This is a genomic window from Bacillus sp. LR--39, from assembly GCF_053613335.1.
The window spans coordinates 1,068,824-1,092,544 of the sequence record NZ_JBSIOT010000001.1 but is presented as its reverse complement, the minus strand read 5'-3'; the positions used below and the strand labels follow the sequence as shown (position 1 = coordinate 1,092,544).

The 23,721-nt window shown below is 43.1% G+C and carries 28 protein-coding genes and 2 pseudogenes; 18 read left to right on the top strand and 12 right to left on the bottom strand.

What is annotated here, in order from left to right:
• The first annotated feature begins 93 nt into the window (after nucleotides 1–93).
• From ACWHAR_RS05450 to ACWHAR_RS05440, 3 genes and pseudogenes are all read left to right on the top strand, one after another.
• Nucleotides 94–715: pseudogene (locus ACWHAR_RS05450) on the top strand (DUF3885 domain-containing protein).
• 225 nt (nucleotides 716–940) lie between these two features.
• Complete coding sequence (locus ACWHAR_RS05445; RefSeq protein ID WP_032875031.1) at nucleotides 941–2,014, top strand: LLM class flavin-dependent oxidoreductase; 1,074 nt, start codon at nucleotides 941–943, stop codon at nucleotides 2,012–2,014.
• Between the two features lie 207 nt (nucleotides 2,015–2,221).
• Nucleotides 2,222–2,842, top strand: coding sequence for a lytic polysaccharide monooxygenase auxiliary activity family 9 protein (locus ACWHAR_RS05440; RefSeq protein WP_032875033.1), 621 nt, complete (start codon nucleotides 2,222–2,224; stop codon nucleotides 2,840–2,842).
• 164 nt (nucleotides 2,843–3,006) lie between these two features.
• Here the strand turns inward: ACWHAR_RS05440 and ACWHAR_RS05435 are convergent, their stop codons facing one another.
• The 4 genes from ACWHAR_RS05435 to ACWHAR_RS05420 all read right to left on the bottom strand — a co-directional run bounded on the left by ACWHAR_RS05435 (nucleotide 3,007) and on the right by ACWHAR_RS05420 (nucleotide 7,455).
• Nucleotides 3,007–3,105, bottom strand: a complete 99-nt coding sequence (locus tag ACWHAR_RS05435; protein WP_003154022.1) for a YjcZ family sporulation protein — start codon at nucleotides 3,103–3,105, stop codon at nucleotides 3,007–3,009.
• Nucleotides 3,106–3,881: 776 nt separating this feature from the next.
• Nucleotides 3,882–4,274: a hypothetical protein gene (locus tag ACWHAR_RS05430; RefSeq protein ID WP_050497024.1), complete on the bottom strand. Its 393-nt coding sequence runs from the start codon at nucleotides 4,272–4,274 to the stop codon at nucleotides 3,882–3,884.
• Between the two features lie 427 nt (nucleotides 4,275–4,701).
• On the bottom strand, nucleotides 4,702–4,869 hold the full coding sequence (locus tag ACWHAR_RS05425) for a hypothetical protein (RefSeq protein ID WP_154018669.1): 168 nt from the start codon (nucleotides 4,867–4,869) through the stop codon (nucleotides 4,702–4,704).
• Nucleotides 4,870–5,037: 168 nt separating this feature from the next.
• The gene (locus tag ACWHAR_RS05420) at nucleotides 5,038–7,455 is read right to left on the bottom strand and encodes a peptidase G2 autoproteolytic cleavage domain-containing protein (RefSeq protein WP_032875035.1); all 2,418 of its coding nucleotides are present in this window, start codon (nucleotides 7,453–7,455) and stop codon (nucleotides 5,038–5,040) included.
• Nucleotides 7,456–7,834: 379 nt separating this feature from the next.
• Here ACWHAR_RS05420 and ACWHAR_RS05415 point away from each other — a divergent pair, with 379 nt between their 5' ends.
• A complete protein-coding gene (locus ACWHAR_RS05415; protein WP_032875037.1) occupies nucleotides 7,835–8,269 on the top strand; it encodes a dUTP diphosphatase in 435 nt (144 codons plus the stop codon).
• Between the two features lie 88 nt (nucleotides 8,270–8,357).
• Here ACWHAR_RS05415 and ACWHAR_RS05410 read toward each other — a convergent pair.
• A pseudogene (locus ACWHAR_RS05410) lies at nucleotides 8,358–8,465 on the bottom strand (DUF4177 domain-containing protein); the annotation flags it as partial.
• A 211-nt stretch (nucleotides 8,466–8,676) separates the two neighbouring features.
• On the opposite strand from ACWHAR_RS05410, the gene ACWHAR_RS05405 reads away from it, so the two are divergent.
• The 3 genes from ACWHAR_RS05405 (at nucleotide 8,677) to ACWHAR_RS05395 (ending at nucleotide 10,573) form a co-directional block, all read left to right on the top strand.
• Nucleotides 8,677–9,498 (top strand): poly-gamma-glutamate hydrolase family protein, encoded by an 822-nt coding sequence (locus tag ACWHAR_RS05405; RefSeq protein ID WP_032875039.1) that lies wholly within the window; start codon nucleotides 8,677–8,679, stop codon nucleotides 9,496–9,498.
• Nucleotides 9,499–9,606: 108 nt separating this feature from the next.
• Nucleotides 9,607–9,756, top strand: a complete 150-nt coding sequence (locus ACWHAR_RS05400; RefSeq protein WP_007410334.1) for a hypothetical protein — start codon at nucleotides 9,607–9,609, stop codon at nucleotides 9,754–9,756.
• Nucleotides 9,743–10,573, top strand: a complete 831-nt coding sequence (locus ACWHAR_RS05395) for a prohibitin family protein (protein ID WP_007611716.1) — start codon at nucleotides 9,743–9,745, stop codon at nucleotides 10,571–10,573. Before ACWHAR_RS05400 ends, ACWHAR_RS05395 begins: the two co-directional genes overlap by 14 nt.
• Before the next feature lie 27 nt (nucleotides 10,574–10,600).
• On the opposite strand, the gene ACWHAR_RS05390 is transcribed toward ACWHAR_RS05395, so the two are convergent.
• Nucleotides 10,601–11,050 (bottom strand): YndM family protein, encoded by a 450-nt coding sequence (locus ACWHAR_RS05390; protein WP_003154009.1) that lies wholly within the window; start codon nucleotides 11,048–11,050, stop codon nucleotides 10,601–10,603.
• A gap of 153 nt (nucleotides 11,051–11,203) precedes the next feature.
• Here ACWHAR_RS05390 and ACWHAR_RS05385 point away from each other — a divergent pair, with 153 nt between their 5' ends.
• Nucleotides 11,204–11,632 carry a hypothetical protein gene (locus ACWHAR_RS05385; protein WP_032875041.1) on the top strand — a complete coding sequence of 143 codons (429 nt, stop codon included), beginning with the start codon at nucleotides 11,204–11,206 and terminating at the stop codon, nucleotides 11,630–11,632.
• A gap of 338 nt (nucleotides 11,633–11,970) precedes the next feature.
• Here ACWHAR_RS05385 and lexA read toward each other — a convergent pair whose 3' ends face one another.
• Nucleotides 11,971–12,591 (bottom strand): transcriptional repressor LexA, encoded by a 621-nt coding sequence (lexA, locus tag ACWHAR_RS05380; protein WP_007611720.1) that lies wholly within the window; start codon nucleotides 12,589–12,591, stop codon nucleotides 11,971–11,973.
• A gap of 156 nt (nucleotides 12,592–12,747) precedes the next feature.
• Here lexA and yneA point away from each other — a divergent pair, with 156 nt between their 5' ends.
• From yneA to ACWHAR_RS05350, 6 genes are all read left to right on the top strand, one after another.
• Entirely contained in the window at nucleotides 12,748–13,059 is a 312-nt protein-coding gene (yneA, locus tag ACWHAR_RS05375) for a cell division suppressor protein YneA (protein WP_003154001.1), read from the top strand.
• 15 nt (nucleotides 13,060–13,074) lie between these two features.
• Entirely contained in the window at nucleotides 13,075–13,725 is a 651-nt protein-coding gene (locus ACWHAR_RS05370; protein WP_003153998.1) for a YneB family resolvase-like protein, read from the top strand.
• A gap of 68 nt (nucleotides 13,726–13,793) precedes the next feature.
• Nucleotides 13,794–14,027: a DUF896 domain-containing protein gene (locus ACWHAR_RS05365; RefSeq protein ID WP_003153997.1), complete on the top strand. Its 234-nt coding sequence runs from the start codon at nucleotides 13,794–13,796 to the stop codon at nucleotides 14,025–14,027.
• 165 nt (nucleotides 14,028–14,192) lie between these two features.
• On the top strand, nucleotides 14,193–16,196 hold the full coding sequence (gene tkt, locus ACWHAR_RS05360) for a transketolase (protein ID WP_032875043.1): 2,004 nt from the start codon (nucleotides 14,193–14,195) through the stop codon (nucleotides 16,194–16,196).
• Nucleotides 16,197–16,347: 151 nt separating this feature from the next.
• Complete coding sequence (gene sirA, locus ACWHAR_RS05355) at nucleotides 16,348–16,794, top strand: sporulation inhibitor of replication protein SirA (RefSeq protein ID WP_003153995.1); 447 nt, start codon at nucleotides 16,348–16,350, stop codon at nucleotides 16,792–16,794.
• Nucleotides 16,795–16,879: 85 nt separating this feature from the next.
• On the top strand, nucleotides 16,880–17,098 hold the full coding sequence (locus ACWHAR_RS05350; RefSeq protein WP_003153994.1) for a YneF family protein: 219 nt from the start codon (nucleotides 16,880–16,882) through the stop codon (nucleotides 17,096–17,098).
• 73 nt (nucleotides 17,099–17,171) lie between these two features.
• Here ACWHAR_RS05350 and ACWHAR_RS05345 read toward each other — a convergent pair whose 3' ends face one another.
• The gene (locus tag ACWHAR_RS05345; RefSeq protein ID WP_012117647.1) at nucleotides 17,172–17,345 is read right to left on the bottom strand and encodes an aspartyl-phosphate phosphatase Spo0E family protein; all 174 of its coding nucleotides are present in this window, start codon (nucleotides 17,343–17,345) and stop codon (nucleotides 17,172–17,174) included.
• 201 nt (nucleotides 17,346–17,546) lie between these two features.
• On the opposite strand from ACWHAR_RS05345, the gene ACWHAR_RS05340 reads away from it, so the two are divergent.
• The 3 genes from ACWHAR_RS05340 to ACWHAR_RS05330 all read left to right on the top strand — a co-directional run bounded on the left by ACWHAR_RS05340 (nucleotide 17,547) and on the right by ACWHAR_RS05330 (nucleotide 19,272).
• Nucleotides 17,547–18,254, top strand: coding sequence for a cytochrome c biogenesis protein CcdA (locus ACWHAR_RS05340; protein WP_087920767.1), 708 nt, complete (start codon nucleotides 17,547–17,549; stop codon nucleotides 18,252–18,254).
• An 84-nt stretch (nucleotides 18,255–18,338) separates the two neighbouring features.
• Nucleotides 18,339–18,701, top strand: coding sequence for a response regulator (locus ACWHAR_RS05335; RefSeq protein ID WP_032875045.1), 363 nt, complete (start codon nucleotides 18,339–18,341; stop codon nucleotides 18,699–18,701).
• Nucleotides 18,702–18,780: 79 nt separating this feature from the next.
• Complete coding sequence (locus ACWHAR_RS05330; protein ID WP_007611735.1) at nucleotides 18,781–19,272, top strand: CcdC family protein; 492 nt, start codon at nucleotides 18,781–18,783, stop codon at nucleotides 19,270–19,272.
• Between the two features lie 27 nt (nucleotides 19,273–19,299).
• Here the strand turns inward: ACWHAR_RS05330 and ACWHAR_RS05325 are convergent, their stop codons facing one another.
• From ACWHAR_RS05325 to sspO, 4 genes are all read right to left on the bottom strand, one after another.
• The gene (locus tag ACWHAR_RS05325; protein WP_007410325.1) at nucleotides 19,300–19,728 is read right to left on the bottom strand and encodes a DUF2621 domain-containing protein; all 429 of its coding nucleotides are present in this window, start codon (nucleotides 19,726–19,728) and stop codon (nucleotides 19,300–19,302) included.
• 233 nt (nucleotides 19,729–19,961) lie between these two features.
• Nucleotides 19,962–20,333 (bottom strand): Hsp20/alpha crystallin family protein, encoded by a 372-nt coding sequence (locus tag ACWHAR_RS05320; RefSeq protein ID WP_007410324.1) that lies wholly within the window; start codon nucleotides 20,331–20,333, stop codon nucleotides 19,962–19,964.
• 95 nt (nucleotides 20,334–20,428) lie between these two features.
• On the bottom strand, nucleotides 20,429–20,575 hold the full coding sequence (locus ACWHAR_RS05315; protein WP_003153984.1) for a small acid-soluble spore protein P: 147 nt from the start codon (nucleotides 20,573–20,575) through the stop codon (nucleotides 20,429–20,431).
• A gap of 30 nt (nucleotides 20,576–20,605) precedes the next feature.
• Entirely contained in the window at nucleotides 20,606–20,752 is a 147-nt protein-coding gene (gene sspO, locus ACWHAR_RS05310; protein WP_032875047.1) for an acid-soluble spore protein SspO, read from the bottom strand.
• A gap of 231 nt (nucleotides 20,753–20,983) precedes the next feature.
• Between sspO and acnA the strand changes: the two genes are divergently transcribed.
• Nucleotides 20,984–23,710 carry an aconitate hydratase AcnA gene (gene acnA / locus ACWHAR_RS05305; RefSeq protein ID WP_032875049.1) on the top strand — a complete coding sequence of 909 codons (2,727 nt, stop codon included), beginning with the start codon at nucleotides 20,984–20,986 and terminating at the stop codon, nucleotides 23,708–23,710.
• Nucleotides 23,711–23,721: the final 11 nt, after the last annotated feature.

The window sequence follows — 23,721 nt, the reverse complement described above, 5'->3', positions numbered from 1 at the left end:
TCGGAATAATATAACAAGGGTGAAAAAGAAATAAGCGGAATGTTTTCGGCTTCTTCTGCTTCTGGAGCGGGAAAAGGAAAGTGAGATGTTTGAATGAAAATAAATGATTATCTGAAGGAAAGGTTTCCGACTTTTAAAATTAGTGCCCGGCATTTTTCATCAATGGGACGTGGGAATTCATTTTTCTCTCGGCGGCAATATGTATCAATTTAATGAAAGCGGTGCTTTGAATCTTGAGTATTTTCAGCTTGTTCATCATCAAACCGCCGCACTTTTCAATGAGCTGTTTGAACATAGCGATGACACGTTCCTTGTTGCCAACGTGTATAAGCACAAATCTCAAGGTAATCATGCGAGAAAATTAAAGGTTTATCAGCCGTTTCTGAAGTGTAAGGATGATTTATATCGGATTCAAGTGAAGACCTGTCCATGCCCGGTCGAAGAAGAATATGAAATGCAGCAGTTTTCTTTATTATGTAAACGGAAAGATCTGCGTATTCCCCAATTACTTAAGGCAGCCGTCCACGAAGATTTTCCGCTGAAGCCATGGTTCGGGGGCTGTTCCGTTGGGTATCCTGATGTTTTCTTTGTGAATATGACAAAAGATATTATTTTCTTTCTGTATGATGACAGAGGGTGTGAAGTCATTGCTCTTGATGCCGGAAGAATACGAAAGCTTTATGATCAATATCACGATTGGATTGAATTGGACTGAATATGCACACATGAATTCGAATCCGTTTGTGGCGGCTTTGTTCTTGCCTAGTCGGGCTGCATGAGTGTAATGGGCAGAATTGAAGGGCGCCAGAAACTTTTTTCCCTCTCATCCCGACCTTCTGCATGTTAAGCTTCTGTATTTATTTTGAACGAATTCCTATTTGTAAAACGGCTGAATAGAATAACATAAAAGCTTTTTTACACAGTGCAGGAGGAGAGAAATGTGAGGGCTGATCACCGTGATTGTATGGAAATTGGAATTTATTCATTTGCAGAATTATATCCCGATCCTCTGACAGGGAAAACAGTCAGCGCAAAGCAGCGGATAGATGAATTGATGAAGCTGGCGAAACTGGCTGACGACGCAGGACTTGATGTATTCGGTGTAGGCGAGCATCATCGTCTTGATTATGCGGTATCTTCGCCGCCGGCCATCTTATCAGCGATTTCACAGATCACTGAAAATATTAAGCTGACCAGTGCCACGACTGTATTATCCACAGCAGATCCCGTCCGTTTATTTGAGGATTTTGCAACGCTTGACCTTATTTCAGACGGCCGGGCGGAAATCATTGCGGGACGGGGCGCATTTTTAGACTCGTTTCCTCTTTTCGGTTATGACGTAGGCCATTATAAAGAACTGTTTGAAGAACACATTGACCTCTTTTTAAAATTAAATTCCGGGGAAGAATCGGTTACCTGGAAAGGACGTTACCGGCCGCCGCTGCGCGAGGCAGAAATTTCTCCGCGGCCTTTTCGCGGAAGCATTCCGCTATGGTTAGGTGTTTCGGGGACTCCGGAAAGCGCAGAACGGGCCGGGCGTGCAGGCGCGGGTTTGGCATTAGCTGTACTGAGCGGTGATCCGATGTCATCTAAGCCGCTTGTTGACAAATACCGGGAAGCGGCTTCTAAAGCCGGTCATCCTCCGGAACATGTGAAGGTTGCCGTAACCGGACATATGTTCATTTCAAAAACAAATGAACAGGCAATACAAGAATTTTATCCGTATCATTCAAATTACTGGTCTCACGTTCATTCATATCACGGGATCGATGAGCCTTTAACGAAGGAAGATTTTGAGCGGGCGTCCGGAAAAGAAACAGCTTTATTTGTGGGAAGCTCACAGCAGATCATTGAAAAAATCATGCATCAATACGAGTTATTCGGACATCAGCGATTTCTCGCGCAAATCGATATAGGAGGTATGCCGTTTAAAAAAGCCGCGGAAAACATCGAACGATTAGCAGCGGAAGTAGCACCGGTTATCCGAAAAGAAACCGGCAAATCCAGCGAATGAAGTTCTGAGCAAAAGGGGCGGGCCGGTCAATCGCGGATTCGACAACAGAATCGGCCCTGCTTTTTCTTTATGATTATAAAAAACAAAGGGGAAAGCGCGAACCTCATTGCTTTTTCCTATCAAGAAAAGGAAGGTCATTTCATCCTCCATCGTGAAGTGTATATACCGAAAGGTTTTTATTAATAAAAGAGGGAGGATGATGCAGTAATGAAGGGTTTAGTCAAAGCTGCAGTTTTAACTGTTACTCTTGGGATTGGAGGCGCTTTCTACACAAGTGATGCATCTGCGCACGGGTATATAAAAGAGCCCGTCAGCAGAGCGTACATGGGAGCATTAGAGAAACAAACATTGGGCTGGACGGCCGCTGCGCAGAAATATGGCTCCGTCATTGATAATCCTCAGTCTGTAGAAGGGCCGAAAGGATTTCCGGCTGCAGGTCCGCCAGATGGAAGAATTGCGTCTGCAAATGGAGGATCGGGACAAATTGACTTCGGTTTAGACAAGCAGACTGCAGATTATTGGGTAAAACAAAACATCCGCGGCGGTTTTAACACCTTTACTTGGTACTACACGGCCCCTCATGCGACATCAAAGTGGCACTATTATATCACCAAGAAAAACTGGAATCCGAATAAACCTTTGTCAAGAGATGAATTCGAATTAATCGGAACGGTAAACCACGACGGTTCCAAGGCAGATACGAATCTGACTCATAAGATTTTTGTGCCGACTGATCGAAGCGGGTATCATGTCATTTTAGGGGTATGGGACGTTGCGGATACTTCCAATGCCTTCTATAACGTCATCGATGTAAACCTTACACAATAATCTATGAATTACTGATCGGCTGCATGTTGATACATCGGCCGATCTTTTTAGTTTTAATGTGTGAATGAAAAGGGGAAAAACAGCAGAGCGCCATAAACATTTCATTTATGGCGCCGTACGATCATGGAGGTGGTGCTGACATGGATGCGGAGGTAAGAGGATTCTTAATAACCGCCGAGGAAAGAAGCCCCAACGATGATTAATAAAATGAATAGCACCACGATTAACGCAAAGGAGCTACCATAACCACCTGAGAATCCCATATAATCTCACCTCCTAAAGAGGATTAATACATATTATGCCGAAATGTAAAGTTTGATAGGGATGCTAGTTTACTTTTTGAAAAAAGGTTTTTTAGTCTATATTTCCTTTACATGACCATCCGTTAAAATGAGTAAAAGGAGGCATCGTACTGCTTCCTGTAATAGAGACGGGTAGGCTCATACATTGAGAAGTTGCGAAGAGAATGCGCAGGTGGCTTGTTTTTTAAAAAATGAAAAGTAACAAGCTATTAGGATTGGAACCTTTTGATTCAACGGAACAGGCTGAAGAAATGATTGGTTGATTTCAAGAGCAGCAGCATGAAAAAAGGGAATGCGAGAAGGAATAGAGAAAAAGATGCGAAGGGCATAATCGGAACCATGTATCAAAACGGACTGCCTGATGATATACGCGTATACTCCATTCTGAATGGGAACGTTAACGATCTAAATAGAAGAAATTCAAGTGTTCTGCGGTAAATAAAAAAGCCGATGAAGGCTTAACATTGATTAGAAGCCATAAAGCATTCTTTCCGCTGCGCTTTCTGCAGACGGAGTTTGATTGTAAGAAACGATTCCGATAATCACTAACAAGAGGATGAACACCAATATGCTCCACAACATTATTTTTAAAGACTTTGACATGGCTTACCCTCACTTTGAAAGACTTTACCGGGGATGCGATCGGAGCCCGCACTTCAAGTATAGTCGTTATAACGGTGAAAAATGTGCAGTCCAGTTAAAAAAACTTGCGGGCGCTGCCGCAAGTTTTCTCCGTATTAAGGTCTGTGGAATTCAATATGCTGATTATCACGATCGAACCACCCTCTGAAAGCCCAATTGATCCAGCCCCCGTCTCCTTTGTTATCGAAGGACCCGTCTTCGAAGACCCAGATTCTGTAAGTAATACCGTCATAAACGGCTGATCCGTAAAATTGAACGCCGTTAAAGCGGTCTTCATATTCTTGATTTAAATTGAACACCATGACGTTGTACTTCTGTCCTGATGCGTAAAATGTTGTTTCCATAACATTTTTTACCCAGCCGGTTCGGTTTTGATCTGACTTAACCGCTTCAGCAATGCGATCTGAGATTCCGAGAACATCTACGTTTACGTTCAGCCCGGCATCAACACCTGCTGCTTTTACGTTTGGTCTGCTGTTTGGGATAATTTACTTTCTAGCGGATTTGCAACGGGTGAAACGTGAGGCGCGTTTGCGTGTTCAGACTGACTGGCTGCTGAGGCACTGGCTGTGAAAGGAATTGTTAGAGATAAAGCTAAGCATGATCCGACTACCGTTCTGCGATTTTCATGGCTATGACCTCCTAAGGAAATTTTTAAAAATTGTTGCGAATTCATGGTATCGCAGAAAAATTGACCAAGCAAAGAGTAGATTTTCTCAAAAGTCATGTCATTCTATTTGTGTTGTTTTCTGTAAATGAAATACTTTTAATTAGGCAAAAAGGGAAGAAAATAATAGAGTCTTTTTATGTATTGTGATAGGATGACCGGATTTTGGGTGAAAATAGCCCGGAGAAACGCCATAATAAGAAAAACACCCGGAGTTTACCGGGTGTAAAAAGTGTTGATATGTCAAGTTAGCAGCATTTTTTACATTTTTTGCATTTTCTTTTATAAACAACGATGTAATCATAATCAAGATGCTTTTTATCTTGTTTCTTCTTTTTTTGTTTAGGTTGCTTTGGGTGGTGATCATAATGTCCGTTCATATCCATATCCATGTCCATATCCATACCCATATCCATACTCATATTCCTCCTTTTTTCATCTGACGGTAGTATTCTATGACAGAAAGTATGGATGGCTTGGACAAATGAAACGGTATGCTGAAAAAGAGGCATCTCATTCGGTATAAAAAACAGGATCATACCCGCCCGATAGAAAAGAGAGGAGATGATCCTGATATTGAGACCCTATTTGATAACCGCAATTGCAATGCCGTACCCTTTTTCAGAACTGTATAAGGCCGTCAGTTTCAATACCTTCCAGCCTTCCGCGGCTTTAGTCCCGATTCCGTTATGGGCCGTGATATAATCTCCCGGGCTGACCGTACCGTCGACCCGTACGTAATGCCGGCCGTTGAGTCCGACAATGTGCCATTCGTCTCTGGCCGCGCGTGCTTCATAGTCAGCTTCAAGAGCCGGACTGCAGTCCGGGTTTTGTTTCGGCACGCGTACCGTTTCTCCTGTTTCTTCGTCAGTCACATTTTCGTATATGAAACCGCCGAACTCATTTGTCAAAAAGCGGCTTTGCCATCCGAAGCTTGCGGCTCCTGAGATAAAAGCGGCTGTTTCTGAAATGACGCCGAGCATGTAATCACCGACGTGAGCCGGTTCAATTTTTTCGCCTTTTACTGTGACGATCGTCCCGGCGGGAATTGTCTGACCGGTTACACTTTCAAAATATTCTCCGTACCCTGACAAGGAAGAGGTGACAGCTCCGGCGAACGTACCGTGGCCGCCCGCTGAATCCAGTTTCCATTTGATGGACTGATGCCCTCCGGCAACCGTGTATGGTTCTTCCAATGTAATGCTTTCTGATGACAGAATCGTTCTGGAGACTTTGCTGCCCGTAATATGGACATTGTTTGAAGCGGCGATAAATGCCCTTGAACCTTCAGAACTTGAACCTCCGGAAGAGCTGATGATCGCATTTCTGTCACCTCTGGCCGTAATATCGCCTGTTCCCGCAATAACGGCGCTTGTCGGGTTGAATGCAAAACCGGAGCTGGTCGCGAGCTGTGCGCCTCCCTTTAAATTGACGGGGATCTGCTCATAAGTCTGTCCTTTTATAGATGCGGCCGCGCTGTAACCTTCCGCTTGCACCCCGAGAATGACGGCCTGACTGTTAGGGGACGTAATTCCGACGGAACCGCCGTCTCCGATCATCGTACCGTTCATAATATTTACGTTATATTGGCCTCCGCCGATTGAGATGCCTTTAGGAGAAGACTTGTATATATCAAAATTTAAAATTTTAACATAATCGGTTTTATTTGATCCGCCGGATATATTGATGTCAACACCTGCTTGTGTAAAGCCGCGTATTTTAATGCCGTTGATCGTAATATTTTGACTGCGGTATTGAAGAGCCACGACTGGATTCCCGCCATAGTCGTATGAGGGATCACCAATAGCTGTGAATCCGTTTACATTAACGTTTTTATAGGCAGAGATGACCAGCGCCCTCGGGGTCACACCGTCATAGAGAGCATTAAACACCGGTTCAATCGCGGTGCAATCGGTTAAAGTAACATCATAAGCCGTCGTGCTTTCGGGGTCTGAGGCCTGATGATGGCCGATATGACGAATATCAAATGAACGTACATCACGATACGAAACATGCCCGATAATATGAACATTTTGAGAAGCCGGCCACAGGCTGTGCGCCTTTACCTCAATCCCGCGGATATTTCCGCTCGTATAGTTATTTAAAAGCCATACATGTTTAGAGCCGTCGTCAATTTCAATGCCGTTCGAGTTTGCGCTGCCCTCAGCATGCTCTGTGCCGCGGGGGTTTCCGGAATGGCAGTTGGAAATGAAAATATACTCGCTGTAATGGGTGGTAATGCCGTCGTCTCCGGCGCCGTATGCCACACAGTTATCAATCCATATATATCGGCACCCGTCTTTCGTCCATTCTGTTTCAGGCAAATGATCGTAAGTCGGAGATGTAATATCAATACCATGGAGACCCGCGTTAACCGTTTCAACATTCTTAATCCAGCCGTATTGCACATTAGCAAACGTTAAACAGCTGGAAAACTGTCCTCCGGGGTTCCTGACCCCGCATTGACGATCAGGATTCCAGTCTAAAGTCATGTTCTGGACAAAAATATTACGGTTTCCATTATCGTAATCATCGTTAGTAATGACCCATTCGTATGCGGGAGTGTCCTCATGAAGCTTTAGCACGGTAATCCCTTGTCCCTCACCGGAAATGGTAGTCCATGAGGGGAGTTTTATCCCTTGAACCAAAAATTCTCCTGCGGGAACATTTACTTTGACCCGGCCGTTCCCGATCGCTCTCCGAAAGGCTTCCGTATTGTCCCGGCCGTCAGGGATCGCTCCGTAGTCCTCCACATTCACTTCCCGGGTGATTTTATTCTTAAGCATTTCGTATTCTGTATCAAGCCGTTCTTTTAAAAGTGAGGTGACCATTCCTTCCGCCGTCACCCGGGCATCTGCGATCTCAAGATTATCATCCGTTGCGGAATGCTTAATAAAATTCTGCATCCTTGCTTTGAGATGCTCCAATTCAGAGGGCTGTGCAGGGCGAGACTGCAATGGGGCGTTTAAAGACGGATCAGGAAAGTTTTTAAATTGAACCATTCTAAAGACACCTCTTTCTTTTGATATAAGCGCCTGAGGCAGGGGACAGAAAAGAGTCGCGCGCCCTTTAAGCGCTTATTCTTCAAATTCTTTATTCAGAACGAAATTCCTTTTGAAACCAAGGTGAAATTTTAAAAAAGCTCTGGTGAAAGAACGGATATAAAGCTTTGCATTATTGTAATTGAAGCTGTCATGTGAAAATGGAGGAAAAAACTGATAGGAGGGGCCCTCATTTTAGGTTTATTCTCATTGACTTCGCAGTGCTTCCTCTTCGGCTGCATATACACCAAAATCAACATTCTTAACAGTTAAATGGTATAATGGGGCACGGATTGGTCATCAATACGACTGAAATAGGGAAGCAAAAGGAGCAGCGAAAATGACTTTACAAATCAAAATTAAATATTCAGATGATACGCAAACGAGAATCAGTAAAATTGAACAGGGCGATTGGATTGATCTGCGGGCAGCTGAAGATATAACAATCAAAAAAGGTGAATTCAAACTTATCCCGCTTGGAGTTGCGATGGAACTGCCGGAAGGATATGAGGCCCATGTCGTTCCGCGTTCAAGTACATATAAGCATTTCGGTATCATTCAGACAAATTCAATGGGTGTCATTGATGAATCTTATAAAGGCGACAATGACTTCTGGTTTTTTCCTGCATTCGCGCTTCGGGATACCGACATTTCCAAGGGGGAGCGGATCTGCCAATTCAGAATCATGAAGAAAATGCCTGAAGTGAAGCTGATCGAAGTAGACAAGCTCGGGAACAATGACCGCGGCGGACTGGGATCAACAGGCACGAAATAAAACGAAAAAAGGCTGCTTAACAGCAGTCTTTTTTTTATGGAAACAGCAGTTACATTCAATTTGTTTCGATGATTCTTGAATTGGGAAATCATACGTCACGTTCGAATTTGACTTCGAAATAAGCGGCCGCTCCGTAATCGTTTATGCCGGGAGCAAATATTTGAGCCGGACGCCAGCCCAGCTCAGCATATTGATAAAATGATTTCCCTGCAGTCCTCACTCTCTTCCAAAACTAATGAGAAGGGTTTCATTTTTATCATTTAAGTTTTTGTATCTTTGACAGAAAGACTTTTTTAGGTTAAAGGATAGAGGTTGTTTTGATGTTTTTATTCTCCAAGATGAACGGAGGTTTTGTCCAACGTATATAATATTGTGACAAAAGTGTAAACAAAAGAAAGGATGATGTTATGGCAAAAAGGGTTAGAAGAGTAGAGCGTAAAGCAGCTGGCAAAGAGGCAGAGCAGAAGAAACCGTCCAAAGTCACCCTGTTCTGCCGTTCGCTTCAAAGGCTGAAGCATTTGTATTGTAACATAAACATACAAATGCCATCAATAACCAAAAAAGGAATTTTAGTTTTAATTTTACCGTTTTTGCTCCTGCCGTTCTTTCAGGCTAATGCCGCTTCAGATATTTACGGCGGTTTCGAGGAATTAAAGCTGAATGAAGATCCTTCCGATTTTTCCATTTCAACGCGAGAGCATGACCCTTCTGTCCTCATATTAGCTATACACGGCGGAGGCATAGAGCCGGGTACCAGTGAGTTATCTAGAGAAATTGCCGAAAACCGGAGTTTATATTTATTTGAAGGGTTAAAATCAGCCGGTAATGCGGCTCTGCATTTGACAAGTTCGCATTTCGATGAACCGAAGGCCGTGCAAATGGTGAAAGAGCACTCTAATGTCATTTCATTGCACGGTTACGGCAGTGACGATAAAAAGATAAAAATCGGCGGTACAGACAGAGAGCGGGCCGAACTTTTGACCGATGTGCTGAAACGGCACGGGTATCCTGCCGTTCTTCTTGGCATAAATGATAAATATGCAGGCGTCAGTCCGAACAACCTTGCCAATCAATCTTCATCCGGACTGAGTATTCAAATCGAAATGAGCACCGGCTTCAGAAAATCACTATTTGACACTTTTACGCTGAAAAGCAGAGCATCCACACAAAATGGAACCTTTTATCAATTCACAAAAACGATTTCTGATTTTATCAGTGACAATTATTAATAAGCACGCCTATTTTGCCGGCGGGGCTTTTTCTTTTGAAATTTATGAAACTTTAAGTTCTTAAGATCGTATACATAATTGACAGGATGAAAGAAAAGAGGTGGGCAAATGAAAGTGATGATCGGGTCTATCATTCTTCTTGTCATCATCGGATTCGGTTTATGGCTGATGCTTAGTCCAATCTTTAAACAAGTGGGAAGCGGAGCCAAAAAATTCAAAAAGTCATGGGAGGAAGAAGATCAGCATGAGCGAAAATAAGCGCGGAAACACAAAAAAAATTCTCGGCGGTGTGATTATAGGTGCAGCCCTTTTAATTGCGGGCGTTACAGCGTCACTATTCATTGAAAAAATACCGAACGGTTATGTCGGGGTTGTATACTCACCGAATGGCGGGGTAAAATCCGACACATTGGACCAAGGCTGGCACTTAGTCGGATTATTTAATAAAGTAACGGAATATCCGGTGCGTATGCAGACAGTGAATAATGAAAATATAAAAGTGGCAACCTCAGACGGTAAAAATATAGAAATGGATATCGCTTACAACTATGTCGTGCAGCCTGATAAAGTAGTCGATCTGTTTAACAAATTCGGCGCGGTAGACGTTGAAACGATTGAAAATACATATTTAAAAACAAGGCTGTGGGATGCGGCGCGAAAATCAATCAGCAAATACTCGGTTATTGACACATACGGGCAAAAATCTGCAGAAGCCGCTGCTGATGTCCAAAAACGGTTTGCTGATGATATGAAGAGTCTTGGATTTTTAATTGACGATCTGACGCTTGGCGTACCGAAGCCGGATAAAGCCACACAGGAAGCTATCGATGCAAGGGTGAAGTCTTCACAGGAACTTGAACGGACACAAACTGAAATTAAAATAGCCGAAGCCGAAGCGAAAAAGAAAAAAATTGAAGCGGAAGGGATCGCTGATTACAACCAAATCATAAAGAAATCAATGTCAGATGAAATGATCAAATATAAATGGATTGAAAAATGGGACGGAAAAACGCCGAAAGCGACAGGCACAGACTCACTGCTGCAGCTGCCGCTGGACGATCAGAAGCAAAAATAAAAAGAGAAGGAGGCGAATGCCTCCTTTTTATGTTTTTTCCTGAGGGTCTTTTTCCGGCACTAATTCTTCAGACGCCTCGGTTTGATAGCTCCATAGCGTGCTATCCGTCTCTGTTGTGTCCTGATAATCTTCGGGAAGTACATATTGCTGCAAATACCGGTGAAAAAATGCCTCAAAAACAGAAATGCAAAGTGCAGAGATAACCGATGCCGCGGCAGGCGAGACATTAAATCCGCCAATATTCATAAGGAATATCCATAATATAATGAATGAAATTCCGAAATCAGCTGCAACGGCTGTGAAATTGCTTGTTCTCGGCAGAATCATGCAATCACCCGCAAAATAAGTGATTAAACTTAAGATCACTGTAATAAACAGAACGTTTAAAAAGGTTACTTGGTACATAAGATCCAGAACAATGTACAGTAAAGCAAGTGTGAGCGCCGTTTTAGAAGCGAAAGCAATTACGTGTTTCATTTGAACCACCTTCGTTATTTCGTTTAGTCTTCATTGTAAGCAATCCGCAAATTTTTAAACTGGTATATAGTGGTTATAAAGTATACGTTTTAATAAAATGTGAATAGACATCACAGGATTCGCAAGTTAAAATATGTAAAAAGGGGGATGCAAATGAAAAAATACTGGATATGTATTGCTGTTTTTTTATTATGTTTTAGCGGAATACACTCAGCTAAAGCGGCTACCACTGAATTTGGATCAAAAACAAGCTTCACTTTGGAGGGAAATGCAAAAGAGTTTCATATTGAAAATCCGGGGGCTGTAGCTGCCGACGATTACTTTTTAGGATATAAGTTCACCATAATGAACAACTCTTCGTGCGGTTTAAGCATGAAACTCCAGCGGATGGCGCTGAACGGAAATTTTTATACATTAAGCTCTAAAACCTACAGCGGCAGCTGGTTAAACCTCAGTGCCCAGGATAAAAAATCAATTGATCCGTATCACAAATACAGGATTCTGGTTGAAAGTTCTTCAAACGTCTGTGGCCCCGTCTATATTAAAGGGTTATACGGTGTAGAATATTATCATTTTGATTGAAAATAGATACTCGCTAAAGGCAGCGGGTTTTTTTATATTTAAATATAACTTATCGTACTATGTACTAAATATTCATATATAAATTTTGATGCACCCGCCCAAAAAAAAGATAAACAAAAGCAAATTCATCACGCACTAATATACAAAGTTGAAAAATGGATGAAAAGTTTCTCAAGGGAAACATTATTAGTTGACTTCAAAAGTGTGATGTCGGATAATAAGAATGTAAGTTTTTCCTCCTTAGCAGATTCGTTTCTTAAGCCAGGGCGAATCTGCTTTTTTTATGCAAAAAAACCCCTTACAGAGGGGTTTTTTACGATAAATGAAGTTTAATAGAATTAATGTACGGCTCTGAATACGCCGATAACTTTCCCCAAAATGCTTACGTTTTGCAGGATAATCGGCTCCATCGTCGGATTTTCCGGCTGCAGCCGCACATAATTGTCTTCTTTATAGAAGCGCTTGACCGTCGCTTCATCATCTTCGGTCATAGCTACGACGATTTCTCCGTTATTGGCCGTGTTCTGCTGTTTGACGATGACGTAATCTTTGTCAAAAATGCCGGCGTCGATCATACTTTCTCCCATGATTTCTAACATAAAGACATGTTCGCCCGGAGGAACCATCCGGTCAGGAAGCGGAAAATACTCGTCGATATTTTCAACAGCCGTAATCGGAATACCCGCCGTCACTTTCCCGATGACCGGAACGTTTACGACCTGGCTTTTCGGAATTTGGACTTCTTCTTCATCCAATACCTCAATCGCCCTCGGTTTAGTAGGGTCCCGTCTGATCAGGCCTTTTGTCTCCAGCCGCGCCAAATGGCCGTGCACGGTTGAACTGGAAGCCAGTCCTACTGCTTCTCCTATCTCTCTTACAGAAGGCGGATATCCTTTCGTTTTTACCTCTTCTTTAATAAAACGCAGGATATCAAGCTGCCTTTTTGATAGCTTCGTCATATTTCGCACCTCAAAACGTCGATTTTAAGTAGATTATAGCATGATTTTCCTGACAGTACAAACATAGGTTCGAAAAAAACGATTGACAGAAACGTTTGTTCGTATATACTGAAAGGTATAAAAAGCGAACAAACATTCTTATCGGAGGTTGTTTACATGGCGAAAGAATCTATTATATTTGTCGGGCTGTTTACTGCAATTTTAAGTGCCGCTATTTTACTTGTCTCATGTGCGGGGAATGATCAGTCCCTCAGCCAATATGTTAAAATAAAGGTTCAGGACGGCGATACACTCTGGTCACTTGCGGATCATGTAGCAGAAAAGAAACACATTAATAAAGAAGATTTCATTGAGTGGGTGACGGAGAATAATCATCTCCAAACTGCTGATATAAAGCCCGGAGACGAGCTTATTCTTCCGGTTAAGAAAAAGCATCCGGCCGTATATCAGCTGGCCATTGTCAATTAGAGAGGAAAGAGAGAAATGAAGGCGCTCATTTATGCCCGCGTAAGCACAAACAAAGAACAGCAGCAAACATCATTAAAAAGACAGGAAGAGGAGCTCAGTGAGATCGCTGCTGCAAACGGCATGGAAGTCGTGAAAGTCATTTCTGAGAAAGCCAGCGGTTACGAAATGGACCGCGACGGAGTATTTGAAATGCTTGATGAAATTAAAAAATCACATATTGACGCGATATTGGTGCAGGACGAAACGAGATTGGGAAGAGGAAACGCCAAGATTGCGCTTTTGCATTGTATTTACAGGGAGAATGTGAAAATATATACGACGGCTCATAAAGGTGAACTGGAGCTTTCTGAAGCTGATTCGATGGTACTCGAAATCGTCAGTATTGTTGAGGAATATCAAAGGAAAATTCACAATATGAAAATCCGGCGGGGAATGAAAAGAGCCGTAAAAAACGGCTACAAACCTGAACGGAATCTGAAAAACAGGCATGAAAACAGCGGAAAAGAAAAAAAAGAGGTTCCGGTTTCGGAAATTATCAGGCTGAGAGCCAACAAGCTTACCTTTGCAGAAATCGCAGCGACCTTAAGGGGATTCGGCTATGACGTGTCCAAAGCCACGGTTCACCGGCGGTTTCAGGAATATACCGCAGACACAGAAGGCAGCTGACGCGCATCAGTTGTAAAAAAGACTGCGTTTTAGTAGTATATAATCAACACGCACCAAAGGAGCTTATTATGATTTCTAAAGAAAAAATCGCAAGAATTAACGAATTGGCTCAAAAAGCTAAATCAAACACGATAACGGATGAGGAAAAAGCTGAACAGCAAAAGCTTCGCCAGGAGTATTTGAAAGGATTCCGCTCCTCAATGAAAAATACGTTAAAGAGCGTAAAAGTGATTGATCCGGAAGGCAACGATGTCACCCCTGAAAAATTAAAAAGAGAACAACAGAAAAATAATCTTCATTAAACAGAAAGAATACGGCAATACGTATTCTTTTTTCGTATATACTAATATCAGGATGTGTTTACGACAATTTTCAACAAGTTTATCTCAAATTTAAGCTGAAAGAGTTGAGAAAAAGTCAGCATCGCTTTATGATGAAAAGGTACAACAATATGGAAGGGGATTATAATGGATACAATTGAAAAGAAATCAGTTGCCACCATTCGTACACTATCTATAGACGCAATTGAAAAAGCGAATTCCGGACATCCGGGCATGCCGATGGGAGCTGCTCCGATGGCATACACGCTGTGGACGAAATTTATGAATGTAAATCCGCAGAATCCGGGCTGGTTTAACCGCGACCGCTTTGTTTTATCAGCAGGCCACGGTTCAATGCTTTTATACAGCATGCTGCATTTAAGCGGATATGACCTCAGCATTGAAGACTTGAAACAGTTCCGTCAATGGGGAAGCAAAACACCGGGACATCCGGAGTTCGGACACACAGCCGGAGTAGACGCAACGACCGGGCCGCTTGGACAGGGTATTGCAATGGCAGTGGGAATGGCAATTGCAGAACGCCATCTGGCTGAGACATATAACCGTGATTCTTTCAACGTAGTTGATCATTATACATACAGTATTTGCGGAGACGGTGATTTAATGGAAGGCATTTCTTCCGAAGCCGCTTCTCTTGCAGGCCATCTTGAATTAGGCCGCCTGATCGTATTATACGATTCTAATGACATTTCTTTAGACGGCGATTTAGACCGTTCTTTCTCTGAAAATGTAAAGCAGCGTTTTGAAGCAATGAACTGGGAAGTTCTTTATGTTGAGGACGGAAACAACATCGCTGAATTGACGGCTGCAATTGAAAAAGCGCGCCAGAATGATAAAAAACCGACTTTGATTGAAGTGAAAACCACGATCGGTTTCGGTTCTCCAAACCGCGCGGGCACATCCGGCGTTCACGGCGCTCCGTTAGGACTAGAAGAGAGCAAGCTGACAAAAGAAGCGTATGCTTGGACGTTTGAAGAAGATTTTTATGTTCCGGAAGAAGTATACGGGCATTTCAATAAAGCGGTAAAAGAAGCCGGCTCGAAAAAAGAACAGGAATGGAATGAACTGTTCGCGGCTTATAAAGAAAAATATCCTGAGCTTGCTGAACAGCTGTCACTCGGCATGAAAGGCGAGCTTCCTAAAGACTGGGATCAGGAAGTTCCCGTTTATGAAAAAGGCAGCAGCCTTGCTTCCCGCGCATCTTCAGGTGAGGTGCTGAACGGGATCGCTAAGAAAATTCCTTTCTTTGTCGGGGGATCTGCTGACCTTGCGGGTTCAAATAAAACGACAATCAAAAATGGAGGAGACTTCACGGCCAAAGACTACGCCGGGAAAAACTTCTGGTTCGGTGTCCGTGAATTTGCGATGGGCGCTGCATTAAACGGAATGGCGCTTCACGGCGGCCTTCGCGTATTCGGCGGCACATTCTTTGTGTTCTCTGATTATTTAAGACCTGCCATTCGTCTGGCGTCATTGATGGGTCTTCCCGTCACTTATGTATTCACACATGACAGTATTGCCGTAGGAGAGGACGGGCCGACTCACGAACCGATTGAGCAGCTTGCTTCTTTACGCGCACTTCCTAACCTTTCTGTGATCAGACCTGCTGACGGAAATGAAACCGCAGCTGCATGGAAGGTTGCCGTTCAAAGCCAAGATCATCCGACAGCTCTTGTATTGACACGCCAAAACCTGCCGACGATTGATCAGCAGGCTGAAGAAGCGTATGCGGGCGTGGAAAAAGGGGCTTATATCGTTTCCAAAGCCCAAACGGAATCACCAGCCGCTCTTCTTTTAGCGACAGGTTCTGAAGTCGGACTTGCGATCGAAGCTCAAGCGAAACTGGCTGAAGAAAACATTCACGTATCTGTAGTCAGCATGCCGAGCTGGGACCGCTTTGAAAAACAATCGGCCGAGTACAAAAACAGCGTGCTTCCTCCGAATGTGACGAAACGTCTTGCGATCGAAATGGGTTCAAGCTTCGGATGGGGCAAATTTACCGGTCTTGAAGGAGACGTTCTCGCAATTGACCGTTTCGGTGCTTCAGCTCCGGGAGAAACAATTATGAAAGAATACGGGTTTACTGCAGAAAACGTGGTTGACCGCGTGAAAAAACTTTTAAACAAATAACGAGACAAAAGAGGATGAGTCAAATCATCCTCTTTTTCCTGATTATGCGACAAAAATAGAAGGGGCGGCATAACAGTAATAGACAATTCTTTTTTTTCTCCTTTTGTATAATAGAAAGCAATAACGAAGCGCTGTAAAAGGGGATGAGGAAATGGAACGTCATTACTATACGCACCTGATAAAGGATGAGTTTGCGAACCACTACTTCGGGCGGGAAACGGCTATGTTTGAGTTGTTTCGAGACTATCATTGGACAGACCTGACACCCCAGGAATATCAAATGACAGAAAAGCAAGTTCAATATATAACGGAACCGATTCCGGTGATACATATGCATCAGCGTCTCCAGCTGCATTTAAACCGAATGAGTTACAGCCGTTTGGATTCCATTTACCGGCTTACACTGCCCGGAGAAAAGGGCCGCGCCACCTTCATGATGAAAGACAGTTTAATTGAGATTGCAGCTTCGGGAGATTATGAGGCGGAAACGATTTTCTTTGAGATTCTGCGTAAAATCAGCCCCTGTTTTCTTGCAATGGATTTCAAGACACGGCGCTACGGGTGGTTAAATCCGGTCAGAGAAAGAAATTTTGTCTAAAAACGAGGAAAAAGAGATGTAAATGTTGTATAATAGCCTTTGGTTTAGTACACTTTAAACTAGACAACATGAAGGAGGAAATAAAATGACTTTATGGGTTGGCATCCTAGTGGGCGTTGTCGCATTGCTCATAGGTGTTGCACTCGGGTTTTTTATTGCTCGTAAATATATGATGAGCTATTTGAAAAAGAATCCGCCTATTAATGAACAAATGTTACGCATGATGATGATGCAAATGGGAATGAAACCTTCTCAAAAGAAAATTAATCAAATGATGAAAGCCATGAATAATCAAGCGAAATAATACGTACAGATTATGATATAGAGATACATGGTTATAAAAATAAAAAACCCGGAGAGGGTTTTTTATTTTGGCGTCATGTTTCACCCCAACTGCCGGTGTGCAGTTCTTTTTGGTATTGTATGAGAAGGTGGTCAAGCTCCTGGCTGAGTTCTATCGTAATGTTTGATGTCATTCCGTTTGTCATGACGATTTTAAGCAGCTCTGCCCGTTTTTTTTCAATTTCATTTAATAGATGCTCTCTAATCACAGGGATATATCCTTTCATACATAAATCTTTCACCTGAGTCGCTATTATTATATCCACATTTATACTGTTTTTCAAATAAGAAGGAGTATAATATCTCGATGTCAAATTAAATTATATAAGCTTTTTCTATAAAAAGTAATCCTTCTCGGGAAAGTGTTAAAAAAATGAAATGATTTTGTCATAACTCGAAGGGAGTGTGTCATCGTGAGTTTTAATTACTTTCTGACGTTTGGGGCCGGATTTCTGTCTTTCATTTCTCCATGCTGCCTGCCGTTGTATCCCGCTTTTTTGTCTTACATAACTGGTGTCAGTATGGACGAGGTGAAAACAGAAAAGGTGATGCTGCAAAAGCGCGGCCTCGTGCATACACTTTGTTTTTTGCTTGGTTTCTCCGTGATTTTTATCGCATTGGGATATGGAACTTCGTTTATCGGCAGTTTTTTTACCCAATATCATGAAGCGATCCGCCAGTTTGGCGCTATCATGCTGATTCTTTTCGGGCTGGTTACTGCCGGTGTGTTTCAGCCGAAATTCATGATGAAAGAGCGGCGCATTCACTTTAAGCGCCGTCCGGAGGGGTTTATCGGTTCGGTTCTGATCGGTCTTGCGTTTGCAGCCGGCTGGTCGCCGTGCAGCGGGCCTATTTTAGGAGCCGTGTTTTCGCTGGCCAATACAAATCCTTCTTCAGCAGTGCCGTATATGTTTTTATATGTTCTCGGATTTGCGATTCCTTTTCTTGTTCTTTCATTTTTTATTACCAGAATGAATTGGATTCGCAAGCATCAGCTGCTTATCATGAAAATCGGCGGCATTCTTATGATTCTGATCGGAGTTATGCTGTTTTTTAACTGGATGAGCTACATTCTGATCGTTCTGTCAAATCTTTTCGGAGGATTTACGGGTCTGTAACGGATTAATAACTTTTGAACTATTATATACCCTTTTGTTTTTGGTACAATAAGACTAGTTAATGTTAAATATGTGGAGGGGAATATGACACGAGTTTTAGTTGTAGATGACGCCAAGTTCATGAGGGTGAAAATCAGAGAGATTCTGGAATCGGCGAATTTCACAGTGGCCGGGGAAGCGGCTGACGGTGAGGAAGCTCTGGCAGTATATCAAAAAATCCGTCCCGACCTGGTGACTATGGATATTACCATGCCGGTCAAAAACGGTATACAGGCGCTGCAGGATATTTTAGCTTTTGACCCGAAAGCCCGGATCATCATGTGCACCGCCATGCGGCAGCAGCGGATCGTTCTGGAAGCGATTGAATTAGGCGCTAAAGACTTTATCGTTAAACCGTTTGAAGCATCTAAAGTGCTGGAGGCCGTAGGCCGGGTAACGGGAACGTAAACGTGTTCTCTTTTCAAATTGGTTTTTTTTATGTTTTTGGAGTATAGTATATAGTATCAAACTCCGTGCAAGCAAAGGAATGATAAAGATGATGATTATAATTTCATCCGTTATTGCAGCGGCCATGGCAATTTCCGTGATGATCGTCAGGATTAAATCCTCCGACAAGCCCGCTTCACCTAAAAAAATAATTCTCCCGCCGATTTTCATGAGTACGGGAGCGCTTATGTTCCTTTTTCCGATTTTCAGAGTGACGGGCGAAGAATTTTTGGAGGCCATTACGCTGGGCGTGATCTTCTCTATTTTTCTGATTAAAACATCTAAATTTGAGATTAAAAATAATGAAATCTATTTAAAACGGTCAAAAGCGTTTGTGTTTATCCTGATTGGTTTGCTGGTTATCAGAATCGCTATGAAATCCATTTTGAGCACGACGATTGATTACGGAGCTTTAAGCGGAATGTTTTGGATTCTTGCTTTCGGAATGATTGTCCCGTGGCGCATCGCGATGTTTTTGTCTTACCGCAAACTTTCGAATGAACTGAAGACCGCTGATATTCAGATGAATTAAAACCTTTCCGTCCGCCGGAAAGGTTTTTTATTTGAGCAGGGCTTGATAAGGAGTAAGATCAATCTGTTTTTCACGGAGATGCTTTTTTAAAAATTGATGATCCCGCTTAGGAGTGGCCAGTATGTAACCCCTGATGATTAAATCACGGTTTATTTGTTCAGCTTCCTCCGCTAAGGAAAGTTCACCGATTTTTCCGGCGATTTTCGCTTTGGCTACATCCCGAAAGAGCTCCGGCACGGGGGCGACCAATTCATCCAAAAACGCCTTGTCACCCTCATTCCATAAGTGCCTGCTTTTTTCAATATAATAGTCCTGCCAATCCAGTTCTGACCGGCCGTCTTCTTTCGGTAAGCGTTTTAAAAATTTTCGAAACATAAAAAACCCGCCGATAGACAGCAATCCGATCATCACGATGACCCAAAATAAAATAAACCACATAAACCAGCCTTCCAGCATTGTTCTATCACCTCCTTACTTTAACCATATTGTAAACGAAGACAGAATAGAAGAACACATGAAAAAAAGAATAGAAAAAATGATAGATGTCCAGTCATTCCGGTTGCTAGAACATATTCTATCGTATAGTGATTCTGCTATTTGGCCATGGGAGATTCACTTTGAGGGTATATGACTGATATGACCGGACAAAAAAGCCGCTTCCATTGAGGGATGAAAGCGGCTTTTTTATGTTATAGAGGAAATTGAAAGGAAAAAGAGGCAGGAGTCTCATTTGGCTCCTTGTTCATGGAGACGGTCAGAATATGGTTGGTGAAATCAGTGAAAATATGTTTGTCATTCAGATAAAAAGGAAGCATCATTTGTTTGTTTAACGTCCGTTCAAGCGTTTTAACAGAGAGCATAAACTCATTTCCCGAAAGAGTGACGGTTATCGCTTGCACCTGTTTCAGCGCCGTCAGGTCGGCTTCAATGATATATTGACGGCTTGTTTCATATAGATCGATCGGCAGCGTCTCGTCATACCAAGCATACGGGTCCTCGTAAAACTGCCGCAGCCATTCTTCCGTATCATCAAATTCTTCAGCGTTTTTTGAGTGATTCATGGAAGCATCCCTCCATATTAAAAAGCCTTGCTATAACGTATGCAGAAGCTTTGAATGGGTGAATGGCACAAAAAAAACAGACACCGTGGTCTGTTTTACATATCGTGGCTTGTATTATGTTTTTGTCTTGTATGGTTGCGGTTTTTCACTTTTTTGCTTCCGCTCAGCGGTTCCGGCTGGCCGGGGTTATGGCCCTTCGGAGCATTTTTATGCATATCTTTACTCGTATTTTTATTTGTCAAGTTAAAGCCTCCTTTTTTAAGGTGTTCCGGCTATTGGTTTGTTTTTCTTTTTTTATTGTTCTGCCGTTCTTCTTCCGTCAGGACGAGCTGGTCATTTTCTATATAGCCCGCGCCTTTGCCTTGGCTTTTCGCATCATTCATGCCGTTCATTACATGATTGGCTTTCCGTTTTACCATGATCATCACCTCAACATTAATATGGCTCTTTACAGCCCGTTGTATGAGGCGGAAAATCGGACAAAATTTACCGACAATCATGCTGATAAGACGATCTTATTGTATTTAATAAAAACATTGATATTTACTTATGTATGATTTTATACTAAGATGAAATTGTGAGAAAATTGTGATGGAATGTGAACATTCATCTAAAGAACGATCTTGATCATTGAAGGGGGATTTTGGAGAATGACAAATCAGCAAAAAGTCGCAACACAAGACGTTTTCCAAGCAAGAAAAACATTTTCTTCAAATGGAAAAACATACAACTACTATTCATTAAAAGCATTGGAAGACGCAGGGGTCGGCAATGTTTCAAAACTTCCTTATTCTATTAAGGTTCTTTTGGAATCCGTTTTGCGTCAGGTAGACGGACGCGTCATTACAAAAGAACATGTTGAAAATTTAGCAAGATGGGGTACTGCTGAATTAAAAGATATCGATGTGCCGTTTAAACCGTCACGGGTTATTCTACAGGACTTTACCGGTGTTCCGGCCGTAGTTGACCTGGCATCTTTAAGAAAAGCCATGGCCTCTGTCGGCGGAGACCCTGATAAAATCAATCCTGAAATTCCGGTTGACCTGGTCATTGACCACTCCGTACAAGTCGACAAAGCCGGTACGGAAGACGCGTTAGCCATTAATATGGACTTAGAATTCGAAAGAAATGCAGAACGTTATAAATTTTTAAGCTGGGCAAAGAAAGCGTTTAACAATTATCAGGCGGTTCCGCCTGCAACAGGTATCGTTCACCAGGTAAACCTTGAGTTTTTGGCAAGTGTCGTTCATACGAAAGAGGAAGACGGAGAACTTGTGACATATCCTGATACTCTGGTGGGAACAGATTCCCATACAACAATGATTAACGGAATCGGCGTCCTCGGCTGGGGTGTCGGCGGTATTGAGGCGGAAGCGGGAATGCTCGGCCAGCCTTCATATTTCCCTGTTCCTGAGGTCATCGGCGCGAAACTTGTCGGAAAATTGCCTAACGGAACGACGGCGACTGACTTGGCGCTCAAAGTCACTCAAGTGCTGCGCGAAAAAGGCGTAGTCAATAAATTTGTTGAATTCTTCGGACCTGGTGTTGCTGAGCTTCCGCTTGCGGATCGTGCGACTATTGCCAATATGGCGCCGGAATACGGAGCGACTTGCGGATTCTTCCCGGTTGACGAGGAAGCACTTTCTTACCTGCGTCTGACCGGCCGTGAAGAAGAGCAGATCGATATTGTGGAAGCATACTGCCGCAACAACGGTTTATTCTATACGCCTGACGCGGAAGAGCCGATTTTTACAGACGTTGTGGAAATTGATCTGTCAAAAATCGAAGCGAACCTTTCAGGACCGAAACGTCCGCAGGATTTAATCCCGCTTTCCGTTATGCAGGAAACGTTTAAAAAACATCTTGTCAGCCCGGCCGGCAACCAAGGATTCGGAGCGGATGCTGCTGAAGAGAACAAAGAAATTTCATTTAAACTTAACAGCGGTGAAGATGCGGTTATGAAAACAGGGGCGATTGCAATCGCCGCTATTACAAGCTGTACGAATACATCAAACCCTTTTGTATTAATCGGTGCCGGATTGGTAGCCAAAAAAGCGGTAGAATTAGGCTTGAAAGTGCCGAATTATGTTAAAACATCACTTGCACCGGGGTCTAAGGTTGTTACTGGATACTTAGTCAACTCAGGCCTGCTTCCTTACATGAAGGAGCTCGGCTTTAACCTCGTAGGGTATGGCTGTACGACATGTATCGGGAACTCCGGCCCGCTTTCTCCAGAGATTGAAGAAGCGGTTGCTAAAAATGATCTCTTGATCACTTCTGTCTTGTCGGGTAACAGAAACTTTGAAGGACGGATCCATCCGCTTGTCAAAGGAAACTACCTTGCGTCACCTCCGCTTGTTGTTGCATACGCATTAGCGGGCACTGTCAATATCAACCTGAAAACGGATCCGATCGGTGTCGGAAATGACGGACAAAATGTTTATTTCGATGACATCTGGCCGTCCATGGATGAAATCAATTCTCTCGTCAAACAGACTGTTACGCCGGAATTATTCCGCAAAGAGTATGAAACGGTATTTGACGACAACCAGCGCTGGAACGAAATCGAAACGACGGATGAAGCGCTGTACAAGTGGGATCAGGATTCCACTTACATTCAAAACCCGCCGTTCTTTGAGGAAATGTCTGTAGAGCCGGGAAAAGTTGAGCCTTTAAGAGGACTTCGCGTTGTCGGCAAATTCGGCGATTCCGTGACGACTGACCACATTTCTCCGGCCGGAGCGATCGGAAAAGACACACCGGCGGGCAAATACCTGCAGGAAAAAGGCGTTTCTCCTCGTGACTTTAACTCTTACGGCTCACGCCGCGGAAACCATGAAGTCATGATGAGAGGAACATTCGCCAATATCCGCATTAAAAACCAAATCGCACCGGGTACAGAAGGCGGATACACAACACATTGGCCTACCGGGAAAGTGACATCTATTTATGATGCCTGCATGCGGTATAAAGAAGATAAAACGGGCCTTGTCGTCCTGGCCGGAAAAGATTACGGAATGGGCTCTTCACGTGACTGGGCTGCAAAAGGAACAAACCTGCTCGGCATCAGAACAGTCATTGCCGAAAGCTTTGAAAGAATTCACAGAAGCAACCTCGTCTTTATGGGTGTGCTGCCGCTCCAGTTCAAACAGGGTGAAAACGCGGATACACTCGGCTTAACCGGTAAGGAAGTCATCGAGGTGGATGTTGATGAATCTGTACGTCCGCGTGACTTGCTGACTGTCAGAGCAATCAGTGAAGATGGTACGGTAAAAACATTTGAAGTCGTTGTCCGTTTTGACAGTGAAGTGGAAATTGATTACTATCGCCACGGCGGCATTTTACAAATGGTGCTTCGCGATAAAATGAAACAGTAGCAGAATGAACA